This window comes from Streptomyces gilvus, assembly GCF_022513565.1.
Taxonomy (GTDB): Bacteria; Actinomycetota; Actinomycetes; order Streptomycetales; family Streptomycetaceae; genus Streptomyces; species Streptomyces gilvus.
Window position 1 is genome coordinate 129,142 of sequence record NZ_JAKWBE010000018.1, and the last position, 14,069, is coordinate 143,210.

A 14,069-nucleotide genomic window follows, 5' to 3' on the forward strand; every position below is an offset into this window, starting at 1 on the left:
GGCACATGATGCGGACCCTTGTGCGGGGTGGTGCGGCGGGTGCCGCCGGGACCACGGTGTTGAACGCGGTGACGTACGCCGACATGGCGTTGCGGGGCAGGCCGTCGAGCCAGGCTCCGGCCCAGACCGTCGACAGGGTCAGCCAGGAGCTGGGTCATCCGGTCCCCGGCTCCGGCGACATCCGCGCCAACCGGCTCTCCGGGCTGGGGGCGCTGTCCGGGATCGCCGTCGGCTGCGCCATGGGGGCGGCTGTCTCGCTGCTGCACCGGGCCGGTGTCCGTATGCCCTGGTGGCTGGGCGGTGCGGCCACCGGCGCGCTGGCCATGGCGGCGACCGATCTGCCGATGGCGCGGCTGGGCGTGAGTGATCCGTCCGACTGGTCGCCGCGGGACTGGGCGTCGGACGCGGTGCCGCACCTGATGTACGGCCTGGCGACCTACGGCACCATGACGGCACTTGAACGTCGGCGGTAGAACGCCCCGGCCGCGAAGGCTGCCGACCTTGTCCCCCTCCGGGGCCTCCTCTAGCCTGACTTTGTGCCGGAAATAAACAAAGCCCGCCAGCACAACGTCGTGCCGGGCGTCCGAACCGACCTCACCCGTCTCCGTGCCGTCCTCACCGTCTTCTTCGCCCTCGACGGTTTCGTCTTCGCCGGCTGGGTCGTGCGCATCCCCGCCATCAAGGAGCAGACCGGCGCCTCGGCCAGTGCCCTGGGGCTCGCCCTGCTCGGGGTCTCCGCCGGGGCCGTGGTGACCATGACGCTGACCGGGCGGCTCTGCCGGCGCTTCGGCAGCCATCCGGTGACCGTCGTCTGCGGTGTCCTGCTCTCGCTCGGCGTCGCGCTGCCGCCGCTCACGCACTCGGCCCTCGCGCTGGGCGCCGTGCTGCTGGTCTTCGGCAGCGCGTACGGCGGGATCAACGTCGCGTTCAACAGCGCCGCGGTCGATCTGGTGCGGACCCTGCGACGCCCGATCATGCCCAGCTTCCATGCCGCCTTCAGCCTCGGCGGCATGGTCGGCGCGGGGCTGGGCGCGCTGGTCGCGGGAGCGCTGTCCCCCACGGAGCATCTCCTCGGCCTCACCGCGATCGGGCTGCTGGTCACCTTCTTCGCCGGCCGCGTCCTCCTGCGCATCCCTCCCCCGGCACCGCCGGAGCCCGCGCCGCCTTCCACATCCGCCCCGACCGGCCAGGGGACCACCGCCCGCCCCCTCGTGATCACCTTCGGCCTGATCGCCCTGTGCACGGCCTACGGGGAGGGGGCGCTGGCCGACTGGAGCGCCCTGCACCTGGAGCACGACCTCAACGCCTCGGCGGGCGTCGCGGCCGTCGGCTACTCCTGCTTCGCGCTGGCCATGACCATCGGCCGGCTGACCGGCACCCGGCTGCTCGAACGCCTGGGCCGCACCCGCACCCTGGTCGCGGGCGGGGCGACCGCCGCGCTCGGCATGCTGCTCGGCGCGCTCGCCCCCGCCCTCTGGCTCGCCCTCGCCGGCTTCGTGATCACCGGCCTCGGTCTCGCCAACCTCTTCCCGGTCGCCGTGGAACGCGCCGGTACGCTCGCCGGCCCCGAGGGAGTCGCCATCGCGTCCACCCTCGGCTACGGGGGCATGCTCCTGGGGCCGCCCGCCATCGGCTTCATGGCGGACTGGTTCTCCCTCCCCGCCGCCCTCACCAGCGTGGCCGTGCTGGCCGCAACGGCGGCGGCCATCGGGTTCATGACCCGACGCGCGGCGGAGCGCTGATCAGCCCTGACGCAGGTCGAGGCGCATGAGGACGCGGGGATGGCCGGCCAGTACCGAGGTGGTGTCGGCGGCGTGGACGAAGCCGGCGCGTTCGAAGGTGCTCCTGATGCCGGCGTACGCCATCGTCGTGTCGACCTTGGCGTCGCCGTTGTCGAGAGGGTACGCCTCGATGACGGGGGCGCCGTGGTCGCGGGCGAAGTCCACGGCGCCGGCGACGAGGGCGTGCGAGACGCCCTTGCCGCGGTGGCCCGGGCGTACCCGGATGCACCACAGCGACCAGACGGGAAGGTCGTCCAGGTGCGGGATCTGGCGGCTCCGCGCGTACGTCGTGTCGGCGCGTGGTGCCACGGCCGCCCAGCCCGCCGGTTCGTCGCCGTCGTAGGCGAGCACCCCGGGAGGCGGCACCGAGCGGCACAGACCGGCGACGTACTCCCCGCGGGCCGGCCCCCGCAGCTCCTTGTTCAGCTTGGCCGGGATCCGGTGGCTCAGACACCAGCAGACCGTGGCCGTGGGCGACTTCGGGCCGATCACGGCACGGACGTCCGCGAAGTCCGAGGCCGGACGCACTTCGATGGTCATGACACCACCGTGCCACGTCAGCCGCCGCTCCTCCCCCGCGAGACGCCGTCACGGGGAAAGCGGTTGAGATGTGCCCGTGTGTCGGTCAGAGTCCCGGACCATGGAGTTCTTCTGCTATCACCGTGACCGGGCCGGATCGGCGGCGCTGCGCGAGGAGTTGCTCGAGGCGCACTGGTCGTACATGGACGGGTACGCGAAGGAGATGATCGCTCGCGGTCCGACCTTCCCGAGCGAGGGCGACGCGCCCTCCGGGAGTGTGCACATCCTCGATCTGCCGGATCCCGCCGCCGCCCGCGCGTTCGCCTTCGACGAGCCCAACCACCAGGCCGGCGTGTACCGGGACGTGCTGCTGCGCCGGTGGCGCAATGTGCTGGGGCGGACGATGTGGGAGTTCCCGGGCGGCCGGACCGGCGGACACCGGTATCTGGTGCTCGGCCTCGGTTCCGGGCCGGCCGTCGACCTCGATCCGCCCGCTGGCCGGGACGAACTCATCGCCTACGGGCCCCTGTTGTCCGACGACGGCGCCACCTGGCTGGGTACGGCGGTGCTGCTGCGCGCCCCGGACCGGGACGCGGCCCGCGCCGTCCTGTCCCCGGACGGGTACGCCGGCGTCGAGGTCCACGACTGGCAGTTCGGCGGGCGGTCGTAACGACGTGGTGCCGCCCGCGGTTCAGGTCTCCGCCCGCCGCATGGGCCCCCACGGTCCCGCCTGTTCGACCACCGCGGACACCGCGTCCTCGATGACCCGGTCGTCGATCCAGCCGACGGGGTCCACGTCGCCGACCAACGGCTCGTTGTCGGGGCCGCGCCCCTGGACGCGGCCCCGCAGGATCCAGGGCCGTACGCCCTCGCCCTTGTCGCGTGGCAGATGGGAGTAGTCGTAGAGCCTGCGGGCCACCCACAGCTCGACGGGCCGGTCCTCCCACCAGGGTTCGACGTCGAGCGGGTTGGCGGACAGGCCCGACATGCGGATGCCGGTGAGGGCGTCGCGGCTCTCGGACAACTCCCGGTCGGCGTCGGGGCCGTGGGACCAGCGCACGAAGAGACAGGGGGTGCGCCGCACCAGGTCGGCGACCTCGTCGAGGGTGCGCAGTACGGGGAGTTCGCGGGGGCCGGTCATCAAGCGCTCACTCCTTGCCGACGCCCACGGTGGTGAGCAGCTGCGGAGAGAGGTTCTTGATCATCGTGTTGGTCCAGCGCATCTGACGGAGTGTCTGCGGATGGCAGGCGGAGGCCAGTTGGAGGAGCCGGTCGTCGCGGGTGGCCTGCGCGGCCTGGGCGAGCATCTCCCAGTGCAGGGAGTTCTCGGCGGCGGCCAGGTGCAGGTCGCGCAGGTCCCGCAGGAGCAGCAGCCCGGGCTCCGGCCGACGGCCGACGGTGTCGGCGGCCTTTTCGCGCAGGGTGGCCAGCGGGCCGGGAGCGGGGTGGTCGGACGGGCCGGACAGATCGAGGGCGTAGTGCTGTGCGGCCTCGGTGATCCGGGTGGTGTGTTCGTGGGACCAGCGGGCGAGGTCGTGCGCCACGTGGTGGATCTCGTGCTCGGTGTGGTGGCGTTCGGCAGCCGCCAACAGGGCCTTTTCCAGGGCGCGTTCGCCCTTGTGGAGTTCGCGCAGGGTGAGGTGGACGCCGTTCATCGCCCGCTCACCCCCTCCTGGACGGGTGCGGAGGCCGTGACGGTCGGTGCCGGGGCGGGTGTGCCGTCGCCGTGCTCGACCAGGGTGATCCGGGCGGCGGCGGTCTTGAACAGGGGCTGTTTGGACACCGGGTCCCAGTCGGTGATGGTGGTCTCGTTGGCGGCGCGGCCGGCCTTGTCGTCGGCCGGGTGGTTGCCTTCGGGGGTGTCCCAGTAGCCGTAGTGGAAGGGCAGGAACACCATTCCGTCGCGGATGGCGGTGACCCGCAGCCGGGCGCGGACCGCGCCGCGCGGGGTGGCGACCTCCACCAGGTCGCCCTCCGCCAGTCCGTGGTCCGCGGCCTCGGCGGCGGACAGTTCGGCCCACACCTCGGGCGCGGCGGCGTTGAGTTCGGGGACGCGGCCGGTCTTGGTGCGGGTGTGGAAGTGGTAGAGGGTGCGTCCGGTGGTGAGCTGGAGGGGGAAGTCGGGGGTCGTGTCCTCGTGCGGGGGCAGATACTCGGCGGCCTTGATGACCGCCTTGCCGTCGGGGTTGAGGGAGCGGTACTCCACCGGTTCGACGGACGCGCCGGTGACGAGGTCCTTTCCGTAGCTCTCGCAGGTGTCCGGGTGGGCCCAGGTGATGCCGTCGGTGTAGAGGCGTTCGGTGCCCTCGGGTGCCCGGTCGGTGCAGGGCCACTGGATGCCGCTTCCGGCGCGCAGCCGGTCGTAGGTGATGCCGGTGTAGTCGCAGGGGCGGCCGGCGCTGCACCGTTTCCACGCCTCGAAGGCCGACTCGGCGTCCGTCCAGCGGATCAGCGGGCGGTCGTCCTGGTCGCGGAAGTCCATGCGGGCGGCGAATTCGAGGAGGATGTCGAGGTCGGAGCGGGCCTCGCCGGGCGGTTCGACGGCCTTGTCGCACAGGTGGACGGTGCGGTCGGCGTTGGTGAGGGTGCCGGTCTTCTCGCCCCAGGCGGCGGCCGGGAGGACGACGTCCGCCAGTTGCGCGGTCTCGGTCGGGAACAGGTCCTGGACGACCGTGAACAGGCGCTCGTCGGTGAGCACGGAGCGGATGCGGGACAGCTCCGGCAGGGAGACGGCCGGGTTGGTGCCGGTGATCCACAGCATGCGCAGGGTGCCCTGCTCGGCGTAGCGGAACATCTGCATCGCGTGGGTGGGCGGGGCGTAGTGCGGGATCGTGTCCGGGGTGACGTTCCAGATCCGGGCGAGGTCGGCGACGTGCTCGTCGTTCTGCCAGTTGCGGAAGCCCGGGAGGTCGCCGTCGGCGCCGCACTCGCGGGTGTTCTCGGCGGAGGGCTGGCCGTTCATCTGCAGGACGCCGGCGCCGGGACGGCCCAGCATGCCGCGGATCAGGTGCAGGTTGTTGACCTGGACGGCGGCGGCGGTGGCCTGGTGGGACTGGTAGACGCCCTGCAGCACGGTGGACAGCAGCCGCTCGGCGGTCCCGAGATGCTCGGCCGCCGCCTCGATCGCCGCGGCCGGGACGTCGCAGACGTCCGCCGCCCAGCGCGGGGTGCACTCCTCGACGCGGGCGGCGAGTTCCTCGTAGCCGACGGTGTGGGCGGCGACGAAGTCGTGGTCGACGCGGTCGCTACGGATGATCTCGTGCAGCAGCGCGTTGAGCAGGGCGACGTTGGTGCCCGCGCGGGGGGCCAGGTGTACGGCGGCGCGGCGGGCCACGGGGGTGGGCCGCGGGTCGACGCAGACCAGGCGCGGCGGGGCGGCGCCCTCCAGCCGGTCCAGGACCCGCATCCACAGGACGGGCTGGGTCTCGGCCATGTTGTGCCCGAACAGGGCGATGACGTCGGCGTGGTCGACGTCATCGTAGGAGCCGGGCTGTCCGTCGCAGCCGAAGGTCTCCTTCAGGGCCTCCGCTGCCGTCGAGGTGCACAGCCGGGTGTTGCCGTCGAGGTGATGGGTGCCGATGCCGGCGCGGGCGATCACGGCCAGGGTGTAGTACTCCTCCAGGAACAGCTGCCCGGTGGTGTAGAAGCCGATCGCGCTCGGTCCCTGTTCCTCCAGGAGTTCCTTCGTGCGGGCGACGACCCTGCCCATGGCGTGCTCCCAGTCGCACTCCACCAGCCGGCCGCCCTCGCGGACCATGGGCCGGGTCAGCCGGTCCGGGGAGGCTCCCGCCTGCCAGCCGTACAAGTCCTTGGGGCCCAACCGTCCGCGGTTGACCCGGTCCACCGCGCGGCCGCGCACCCCGGCGATCCGGCCGCCGTGCACCGCGATGTCCATGGCGTCGCCGTTGGAGTGCAGCAGGGACGCGGACGGCACCCACCGCTCCACCTCGTCCTCGCCGACGCCCTCGCGCAGCCGGACGTCCGTACGGGCCGCCCACGCGCTGCCCGGCTCGTAGGGCGTCCGTTCGCCCCATGGATTGGCGATCCGGTCGCCCGTAGCGTTCACGGCGGCACCTCCCGATCATGTGCGGAGCCCCCGGGTACCCGGTGCCCAGGGTGCCGAACACAGGGTGATCCGCTGCCCCGCGGTGGGGGTTCGTCAGGCGGTGCGGAAGCGGAAGGCGCCCGTTCCGCCGCCCAGGCTCAGCCAGACGTGGTCGCCGTCGCGCACCAGGCGCAGGGCGATGTGGGCGCAGCCGGGGCAGCGGGCGGTGAGGCCCGGGTCGGGGCCGTAGACGTGCAGTTTGGCGAGCGGGCCGGAGCGGGCGCACTCGGGGCAGCGCCACCAGGCCGTGGTCGCCTCCACGGAGAGGATCTCCGAGAGCGGTCCGGCGAGGCAGTTGCCGTCGAGGTGGGCGGTGTCGTCTGCCATGGGGGCCTCCGGTCAGCCGAAGCGTTCGGTGCGGATGGTGGCGGGGTCGAGGCCCAGGCCGGTGAGCAGGTCGGCGGCCGTCTCGACGAAGGCCGTGGGACCGCAGACGAAGACGGGACTGGTCCGCTCGAGACGGGCGGCCTGCTTCTCCAGGTCGGCCTGGGCGAGGCGTCCGACGGCACGGGAGTCGCCGGGCGGCCGCTCGCGGGTGAACAGCAGGTGCACATCCAGGCTGGGGCCGCGGTCGGTCAGCTCGTCGCCGTACCAGATCTCGGCGGGCGTGCGCACGGAGTACAGCAGGTGGAAGGGGGCGACCGACCGCGCCGCCCGGTGGGCCCGGATCATCGCCATCAGCGGTACGACCCCGGAGCCGCCCGCGACCAGCAGCACCGGTTCGGTCTGCTCGGAACGCCAGACGAACCAGTTGCCGAGCGGGCCGCGCACCTCGACCTCGGCGCCCTCCGGCAGCTCGTCGGCGAGGTAGGGCGAGACCTCGCCGCCGGGCACGGACTGCACGCCCAGTTCGATGCGGTCGCCGTCGGCGGGCGCGGCGAGCGAGTAGCTGCGTACGGCCTGGTAGCCGTCGTCGGCCGTCAGCCGCACGTCGACGTGCTGGCCGGGCAGATGGCCGGGCCAGCCCGGCACGGTGAACTGCAGGGAGCGGGCGGTGGGGGTCTGCGGGTGACGCCCGTCGAGCCGGGCCCGGCGCCAGGCGATGCGCATGCTCAGTCCCCCCAGTTGCGCTGCTCGCGCCACGGGTCGCCGTAGGTGTGGTAGCCGACGGACTCCCAGAAGCCGGGCTCGTCCTCGTGGGTGAGCCGCAGGCCGCGGACCCACTTGGCGGACTTCCAGAAGTACAGGTGCGGCACGAGCAGCCGGGCCGGGCCGCCGTGCTCCGGGGAGAGGGGGTAGCCGTCGTAGGTGTGGGCGATCCAGGCCTGGCCGTCGAGGAGGTCCTCCAGGGGGAGATTGGTGGTGTAGCCGCCGTGGCTGTCGACGGTGACGAAGTCCGCGGCCGTCTCCACGTCCTCGAAGAACGCGTCGAGCGGCACACCCCGCCACGGGGTGTCGAACTTGGACCAGCGGGTGACGCAGTGGATGTCCGTCACCGTCTCCTGCTGCGGCAGGGCCATCATCTCCGCCCAGGTCCAGGAGTGGGTCTCCCCGGTCTCGGTGGTGATGGTGAACGTCCAGGTGTCGGTGGACACGCGCGGGGTCGGCCCCGCGGACAGCACCGGGAACTGCTCGGTCGGATACTGCCCGGGCGGCAGCCGGTCCGCCAGCGAACGGGCGCGTCCGCGGAAGCCGGGCGAGAAGGAACTCATGACGGTATCGGCCTCCTGGGCTCGGCGGGCGTGACGGCCGGGTCCTCCTCATCATCGGCCGCCGCCCGGCCACCCGCATGCGCTTCGCACAAACGGCCGACCTGTGCGGTGGTCCGGTCGTCGCGCCGTCCGGCACACTCACCCCATGGAGACAGCCGAGTTCGTGGAGATCCTCGACCGGGAGGGGCTGCTGCTGGCGGCCGCCGCCGAGGCGGCCGGGACCGACGCCAAGGTGCCGACGTGTCCGGACTGGCAGGTGCGGGACCTGGTGCGGCACACCGGGATGGTGCACCGGTGGGCGGCCGCCTTCGTCGCCGAGGGACACACCTCGTACCACCCCGACGGCGGGCTGCCCGACCTCGACGGGGACGCGTTGCTGGCCTGGTTCCGGGAGGGGCACCGGTATCTCGTCGACACCCTCGCCTCCGCCCCGCCCGGGGTGGAGTGCTGGCACTTTCTGCCCGCGCCGTCGCCGCTGGCGTTCTGGGCCCGGCGGCAGGCGCACGAGACGACCGTGCACCGGCTCGACGCCGAGTCCGCGCGGGGCGGCACGCCGTCCGGGATCCCGGCCCACTTCGCGGCGGACGGCATCGACGAGCTGCTGTGCGGCTTCCACGCCCGCACCAGGAGCAAGGTCCGCAGCGACACGCCCCGGGTGCTGCGGGTGCGGGCGACGGACACGGACGGCGCGGTGTGGACCGTACGGCTGTCTCAGGAGCCGCCGGTGACCGTGCGGGGCGCGGAAGGCGCCGCCGACTGCGAAGTGGCCGGGCCCGCCGAGCGGTTGTACGCGGCACTGTGGAACCGGCAGGCGTTTCCGGGCGTGAGCGGGGACGCCTCCGTCGCCGCGCTGTGGCGGGAGAGGTCCGCCGTCACCTGGAGCTGAGCATCCGGGTCAGCACCGCGCGCTGCACCGGCAGTACCGCGCCGTGCAGCGCGCGCCCCTTCTCCGTGAGGGCGACCCGGACGCCCCGCCGGTCCTCGGGGCACATCGCGCGCTCCACGAGGCGGTCCTTCTCCAGCCGGGCGATGAGCCGGGACAGCGCGCTCTGGCTGAGGTGGACGCGCTCGGCGATCTCCTGGACGCGGTAGGCACACGACTCACCCGACAGCACGTCCAGCACCTCGAAGTCGCTGGCGCACAGGCCGTGTTGGTGCAGTGCGCGGTCCAGTTCGCACTGGGTGCGCGCATGGAGCGCCAGGATGTCCCGCCACTGGTCCACGAGCTCCTGCTCGGGGTTCTTCGCCGCCATCCGCGCACCGTAGCAGAGAACCGGATTCATTGCATCGGAATTAAATGCGTTTGCATTCGATGCATACGCATGTAGTGTCTCCGGCATGACCTCTCCGCTCACCACCTCCGCGGACGCCTCGACCGTCCGCTGGACCCCCCGGTTGTGGGGCACCCTGCTGGTGCTCTGCGCCGCGATGTTCCTGGACGCCCTGGACGTCTCGATGGTCGGCGTCGCCCTGCCGTCCATCGGCTCCGACCTCCACCTGTCCACCTCGACCCTGCAGTGGATCGTCAGCGGCTACATCCTGGGCTACGGCGGACTGCTGCTCCTCGGCGGACGCACCGCCGACCTGCTCGGCCGGCGTCAGGTCTTCCTGGTCGCCCTCGGTGTCTTCGCCCTCGCCTCACTGCTCGGCGGCCTCGTCGACTCGGGTCCGCTGCTGATCGCCAGCCGCTTCATCAAGGGCCTGAGCGCCGCCTTCACCGCGCCGGCCGGCCTGTCGATCATCACCACGACCTTCGCCGAGGGCCCGCTGCGCAACCGCGCCCTGTCCATCTACACCACCTGCGCCGCCACCGGCTTCTCCATGGGCCTGGTCCTCTCCGGCCTGCTCACCGAGGCGAGTTGGCGCCTGACCATGCTGCTGCCCGCGCCCATCGCCCTGATCGCGCTGCTGGCGGGCCTGAAGCTGCTGCCGCGCAGCGAACGGGAGAAGGACCACAAGGGTTACGACGTCCCCGGCGCCGTCATCGGCACCGCGTCGATGCTGCTGCTGGTGTTCACCGTCGTCCAGGCGCCGCAGGCCGGCTGGGCCTCGGCCCGCACGCTGCTGTCCTTCCTCGCGGTCGCCGTCCTGCTCACCGTGTTCGTCCTGGTCGAGCGGCGCTCGCCCGGCCCGCTGATCCGCCTGGCCGTGCTGCGCTCCGGCAGCCAGATCCGCGCCCAGCTCGGCGCGGTGGCCTTCTTCGGCTCGTACGTCGGCTTCCAGTTCCTGACCACGCTGTACATGCAGTCCCTGCTGGGCTGGTCGGCCCTGCACACCGCGCTGGCCTTCCTGCCCGCGGGCGCGCTGGTCGCCGTGTCCTCGACGAAGGTCGGCTCCGTAGTCGACCGGTTCGGCACCCAGCGGCTGATCGCGGCGGGCTTCGCGCTGATGGTCGTCGGGTACGCGCTGTTCCTGCGCATCAACCTCGACCCGGTGTACGCGGCCGTCGTCCTGCCCACCATGCTGCTGATCGGCGCGGCCTGCGCGCTGGTCTTCCCCTCGCTCAACATCCAGGCCACCAACGGGGTCGAGGACCACGAGCAGGGCATGGTCTCCGGGCTGCTCAACACCTCGGTGCAGGTGGGCGGCGCGATCTTCCTGGCCGTGGTGACGGCCGTGGTGACCGCCAACGTCCCCGAACACGCCACCGTGCAGGCCGTGTTGGACAGCTACCGGCCCGGTTTCATGGTCGTCACGGGGGTCGCGGTGGCCGGCCTGCTGATCACGCTCACGGGCCTGCGCACGCGCCGTGGGCAGCAGTCGGTCGTGGTCGCCAGGTCCACCTCCCTGGAGGTGGAGCGCGTGCCTGTGCGCGACTAGACGAACGTCTTTGTGCGTGCGCCTGGCGGGAGTTGCTTGCCCCGCCGGGCGCACGGCTGTGTACTGGACGGATGGACGGTCACGGGGGACGGCGCAACAAGGCCGAGCAGGACGAGACGATCGTGGAGGTCGGGTACGCGCTGGTGAGCGCGGTGTTCGCGGCGGCGGTGGTCTTCGGGGCGGTCGCCGGTCCGGCGTTGCTCTTCGACCTGCCCGCGCTGCTGTCGGCGGTGCTGCTGCGGGTGGGCCTGACGCTCGCGCCGATCGTCTTCGTCGTCCGGGTCGTGAGTGTCCTGGTGCGGTTCCGGCGGGGGACTCAGCCCAGCCAGCCCGGCCGCACCAACCCCGACTCGTAGGCCAGGACGACCAGTTGGGCCCGGTCGCGGGCGCCCAGCTTGACCATCGCGCGGCTGACGTGGGTCTTCGCGGTCAGGGGGCTGACGACCAGGCGGCGGGCGATCTCCTCGTTGGACAGGCCGATGCCGACCAGGGCCATCACCTCCCGCTCCCGCTCGGTCAACTGGGCGAGGGCGTCGGCGGCCGCGGGCTCCTTGGAACGTGCGGCGAACTCCGCGATCAGCCGGCGGGTGACCCCGGGGGACAGCAGTGCGTCGCCCTCGACCACCGCTCTGACGGCGCGCAGGAGTTCGTCCGGTTCCGTGTCCTTGACCAGGAAGCCGGAGGCACCCGAGCGGATCGCCTCGAAGACGTACTCGTCGAGTTCGAAGGTGGTCAGCATGACCACCTTCACGTCCCGCAGCGCCGGGTCCGCGTTGATCTCGCGGGTGGCGGCCAGTCCGTCCAGGGCGGGCATGCGGATGTCCATCAGGACGACGTCCGGGCGCAGTTCGCGGACCCCGCGCACCGCCTCCGCGCCGTCGGCGGCCTCGCCGGCCACCTCGATGTCCGGCTGCGCGTCCAGCAGCGCCTTGAAGCCGGCCCGTACCAGTGACTGGTCGTCGGCGAGCAGTACGCGGATCACCGGTCGTCCTCCTTGGTCCGCAGGGGCAGTTCGGCGAGCACCCGGAAGCCCCCGTCGGGACGCGGGCCCGCCTCGATCGTGCCATCGAGCGCGGCGGCCCGCTCCCGCATCCCGGCCAGCCCGTTGCCGCTGCCGCCCGCTTCCGCGCCGGTCGCGGGCCCGTCGTCGTCGATGCGCAGCCGCAGCGTCCGGGGGTCGTGCTCGAGGCGCACGCGCGCGTGGCGCGAACCGGAGTGCCGTACGACATTGGTGAGCGCCTCCTGGACGATGCGGAAGGCGGCGAGATCCGTGCCGGGCGCGAGGCGGGGCGGGGCCCCTTGGACGTCGACGGTCAGTCCCGCGCTCGCCGCCTGCCGCACCAGTTCGGGGAGCCGGTCCAGGCCGGGGGCGGGGGCACGCGGGGCGTCTCCGGGGGCGCGGAGCGTGTCGAGGACCTGGCGGACCTCGCCGAGGGCCTCCTTGCTGGCGGCCTTGATGGTGGTGAGCGCGGTGCGGGCCTGCTCGGGGTCGCTGTCGAGGAGGGCGAGGCCGACGCCGGCCTGGACGTTGATCACCGAGATGCTGTGCGCGAGGACGTCGTGCAGCTCGCGGGCGATCCGCAGCCGCTCCTCGTCGGCCCGGCGCCGGGCCGCCTGGGCCCGCTCGGCGCGCTCGCGGGCCCACTGCTCGCGCCGGGTGCGGGTGAGTTCGGCCAGCGCGACGACCGCCACCACCCACGCGGCGATCACCCCCTCGCTCGCCCAGGAGGCCGCCGAGTCGCCGGAGGGCGGAAGCCAGCGGTACAGCCAGTGCGCCACCAGCATGCGCCCGGCCCACAGCATCGCCAGCGCCGCCCAGGCGGCCCGCCGGTGCCCGGCGACGACGGCGCCGAAGCACGCCACGACCACGGTGAGGAAGACCGGCCCGTAGGGATATCCGGCGCCGAGATACACCAGGACGGTCGCCGCCGTACCGAAGACGACCAGGACGGGGTGGCGCCGCCGCCACAGGAGCAGACCCGACGCGACGAGCAGCAGCACGCGCGCGAAGACGTCGAGCGAGGCGCGCGTGCCGTGCTGCTGGTGGGCCGCGAAGTGGGTGCCGACGAGGACGATGGCGGTGACCACGACGGTGGACCGCCACGGCCACCGCGCTCCCCGCTCCTCGCCGCCACGCCCCGGCCACGGCGGCCCGTGCCGCCACCGCCACGGCGGCCCGGCCCCGCGCACCTGCTGCTCCTCCATGCCCGCCACGCTAGACGCCCGCGGGCCGCACGAGCGTCAGCCGGGCGGGGTGATCACGGGTACTCCCCGGGAAGTACGTCCACCCCGGGACGCCGACACGGCCCAGGTACGGCTGCTTTGCACGCCCTCGCGGGCGGCGGCCGCACCCTGGTGGCCCTCGGCGCCCCCGACCGGCCGCGCTCACCGCAGCCCCACCCCCCGCGCGAGCTGCCCCGCCGCGTGCCGGAAGAAGGACTCCCGGTCCTCGACGACCCGGTTGAACTGGCCGAACAGCTCGAAGCCGACCAGGCCGAAGAGCTGCGCCCAGGCCGCGGCCAGGGCCGGCGACACCTCCGGCGGGAGGTCGGGGGCGATGTCGGCGGCGAGGCGCTCGGCCTCGGGGCGCAGTTCGGCGGGAAGTGGGGGGAAGGTCACGCCCGGTCCCCTGATGGCGTCGCGGACGATGCCGATGAGGACGAGCCCCACGCGGGCGGCGGGCTGGACGGTGGTGTCGGGGGCGGTGTAGCCGGGGACCGGGGAGCCGTAGATCAGGGCGTACTCGTGGGGGTGTGCGAGGGACCAGGCGCGTACCGCCTCGCAGACGGCGATCCAGCGTTCGACCGGCTGGGTGGCGTTGTCGCGCACCGCTTCGGCGGCCTCGCCGAGCGCGTCGTAGGCGTCGATGATGAGCGCGGTCAGCAGGTCGTCGCGGCTGGGGAAGTAGCGGTAGAGGGCGGAGGAGACCATGCCGAGCTCACGGGCCACGGCTCGCAGCGAGAGCTTGGCGGCACCCTCCGCGGCCAGTTGTCTGCGCGCCTCGTCCTTGATGGCGGCGGTGACTTCGATCCTGGCTCGGGCGCGGGCGCTGTGTGCGGTGCTCATGGGGGCCAGTGTTCCATGAAACAAGAGCAGTGCACACAGACGTGAGCGGTGCACAAAAAAGAGAGCACTGCTCTTGCAATGGATCGCCGATCGGGTGCAGACTCTTCATCAAGCGAGAGCAGTGCT

17 protein-coding genes are annotated in these 14,069 nt (G+C 72.9%); 6 read left to right on the forward strand and 11 right to left on the reverse strand.

Annotated elements, in window-relative coordinates:
* The first annotated feature begins 5 nt into the window (after nucleotides 1-5).
* Together MKW14_RS26115 and MKW14_RS26120 are read left to right on the forward strand one after the other, a co-directional pair.
* A complete protein-coding gene (locus tag MKW14_RS26115; RefSeq protein WP_240865930.1) occupies nucleotides 6-473 on the forward strand; it encodes a hypothetical protein in 468 nt (155 codons plus the stop codon).
* A 99-nt stretch (nucleotides 474-572) separates the two neighbouring features.
* Entirely contained in the window at nucleotides 573-1,742 is a 1,170-nt protein-coding gene (locus MKW14_RS26120) for an MFS transporter (protein ID WP_240866039.1), read from the forward strand.
* Here the strand turns inward: MKW14_RS26120 and MKW14_RS26125 are convergent, their stop codons facing one another.
* Nucleotides 1,743-2,321 carry a GNAT family N-acetyltransferase gene (locus MKW14_RS26125; protein WP_240865933.1) on the reverse strand — a complete coding sequence of 193 codons (579 nt, stop codon included), beginning with the start codon at nucleotides 2,319-2,321 and terminating at the stop codon, nucleotides 1,743-1,745. It abuts the gene before it with no gap.
* Between the two features lie 100 nt (nucleotides 2,322-2,421).
* Between MKW14_RS26125 and MKW14_RS26130 the strand changes: the two genes are divergently transcribed.
* Nucleotides 2,422-2,970 carry a YciI family protein gene (locus MKW14_RS26130; RefSeq protein WP_240865936.1) on the forward strand — a complete coding sequence of 183 codons (549 nt, stop codon included), beginning with the start codon at nucleotides 2,422-2,424 and terminating at the stop codon, nucleotides 2,968-2,970.
* Nucleotides 2,971-2,991: 21 nt separating this feature from the next.
* On the opposite strand, the gene MKW14_RS26135 is transcribed toward MKW14_RS26130, so the two are convergent.
* The 6 genes from MKW14_RS26135 to MKW14_RS26160 form a co-directional block, all read right to left on the reverse strand.
* Complete coding sequence (locus MKW14_RS26135) at nucleotides 2,992-3,441, reverse strand: DUF6098 family protein (protein WP_240865938.1); 450 nt, start codon at nucleotides 3,439-3,441, stop codon at nucleotides 2,992-2,994.
* 7 nt (nucleotides 3,442-3,448) lie between these two features.
* On the reverse strand, nucleotides 3,449-3,955 hold the full coding sequence (locus MKW14_RS26140; RefSeq protein WP_240865941.1) for a hypothetical protein: 507 nt from the start codon (nucleotides 3,953-3,955) through the stop codon (nucleotides 3,449-3,451).
* On the reverse strand, nucleotides 3,952-6,366 hold the full coding sequence (locus tag MKW14_RS26145) for a molybdopterin oxidoreductase family protein (RefSeq protein ID WP_240865945.1): 2,415 nt from the start codon (nucleotides 6,364-6,366) through the stop codon (nucleotides 3,952-3,954). Before MKW14_RS26145 ends, MKW14_RS26140 begins: the two co-directional genes overlap by 4 nt.
* A gap of 93 nt (nucleotides 6,367-6,459) precedes the next feature.
* The gene (locus MKW14_RS26150) at nucleotides 6,460-6,732 is read right to left on the reverse strand and encodes a DUF6510 family protein (protein WP_240865947.1); all 273 of its coding nucleotides are present in this window, start codon (nucleotides 6,730-6,732) and stop codon (nucleotides 6,460-6,462) included.
* 12 nt (nucleotides 6,733-6,744) lie between these two features.
* The gene (locus tag MKW14_RS26155) at nucleotides 6,745-7,455 is read right to left on the reverse strand and encodes a ferredoxin reductase (RefSeq protein WP_240865949.1); all 711 of its coding nucleotides are present in this window, start codon (nucleotides 7,453-7,455) and stop codon (nucleotides 6,745-6,747) included.
* A gap of 2 nt (nucleotides 7,456-7,457) precedes the next feature.
* Nucleotides 7,458-8,057 (reverse strand): molybdopterin-dependent oxidoreductase, encoded by a 600-nt coding sequence (locus MKW14_RS26160; protein WP_240865952.1) that lies wholly within the window; start codon nucleotides 8,055-8,057, stop codon nucleotides 7,458-7,460.
* A 145-nt stretch (nucleotides 8,058-8,202) separates the two neighbouring features.
* Between MKW14_RS26160 and MKW14_RS26165 the strand changes: the two genes are divergently transcribed.
* The gene (locus tag MKW14_RS26165) at nucleotides 8,203-8,943 is read left to right on the forward strand and encodes a maleylpyruvate isomerase family mycothiol-dependent enzyme (protein WP_240865954.1); all 741 of its coding nucleotides are present in this window, start codon (nucleotides 8,203-8,205) and stop codon (nucleotides 8,941-8,943) included.
* Here the strand turns inward: MKW14_RS26165 and MKW14_RS26170 are convergent.
* Nucleotides 8,930-9,310: a MarR family winged helix-turn-helix transcriptional regulator gene (locus MKW14_RS26170; RefSeq protein ID WP_240865958.1), complete on the reverse strand. Its 381-nt coding sequence runs from the start codon at nucleotides 9,308-9,310 to the stop codon at nucleotides 8,930-8,932. The two genes, MKW14_RS26165 and MKW14_RS26170, sit on opposite strands and share 14 nt — an antisense overlap.
* A gap of 85 nt (nucleotides 9,311-9,395) precedes the next feature.
* On the opposite strand from MKW14_RS26170, the gene MKW14_RS26175 reads away from it, so the two are divergent.
* Both MKW14_RS26175 and MKW14_RS26180 read left to right on the forward strand, forming a co-directional pair.
* A complete protein-coding gene (locus MKW14_RS26175) occupies nucleotides 9,396-10,877 on the forward strand; it encodes an MFS transporter (protein ID WP_240865961.1) in 1,482 nt (493 codons plus the stop codon).
* A 71-nt stretch (nucleotides 10,878-10,948) separates the two neighbouring features.
* Nucleotides 10,949-11,233: a DUF6332 family protein gene (locus MKW14_RS26180; RefSeq protein WP_240865963.1), complete on the forward strand. Its 285-nt coding sequence runs from the start codon at nucleotides 10,949-10,951 to the stop codon at nucleotides 11,231-11,233.
* On the opposite strand, the gene MKW14_RS26185 is transcribed toward MKW14_RS26180, so the two are convergent.
* The 3 genes from MKW14_RS26185 to MKW14_RS26195 form a co-directional block, all read right to left on the reverse strand.
* Entirely contained in the window at nucleotides 11,194-11,859 is a 666-nt protein-coding gene (locus tag MKW14_RS26185) for a response regulator (RefSeq protein ID WP_240865964.1), read from the reverse strand. The genes MKW14_RS26180 and MKW14_RS26185 overlap by 40 nt on opposite strands.
* Nucleotides 11,856-13,082 carry a sensor histidine kinase gene (locus tag MKW14_RS26190; protein WP_240865969.1) on the reverse strand — a complete coding sequence of 409 codons (1,227 nt, stop codon included), beginning with the start codon at nucleotides 13,080-13,082 and terminating at the stop codon, nucleotides 11,856-11,858. Before MKW14_RS26190 ends, MKW14_RS26185 begins: the two co-directional genes overlap by 4 nt.
* 180 nt (nucleotides 13,083-13,262) lie before the next feature.
* The gene (locus tag MKW14_RS26195) at nucleotides 13,263-13,943 is read right to left on the reverse strand and encodes a TetR/AcrR family transcriptional regulator (protein WP_240865974.1); all 681 of its coding nucleotides are present in this window, start codon (nucleotides 13,941-13,943) and stop codon (nucleotides 13,263-13,265) included.
* Between the last annotated feature and the right edge of the window lie 126 nt (nucleotides 13,944-14,069).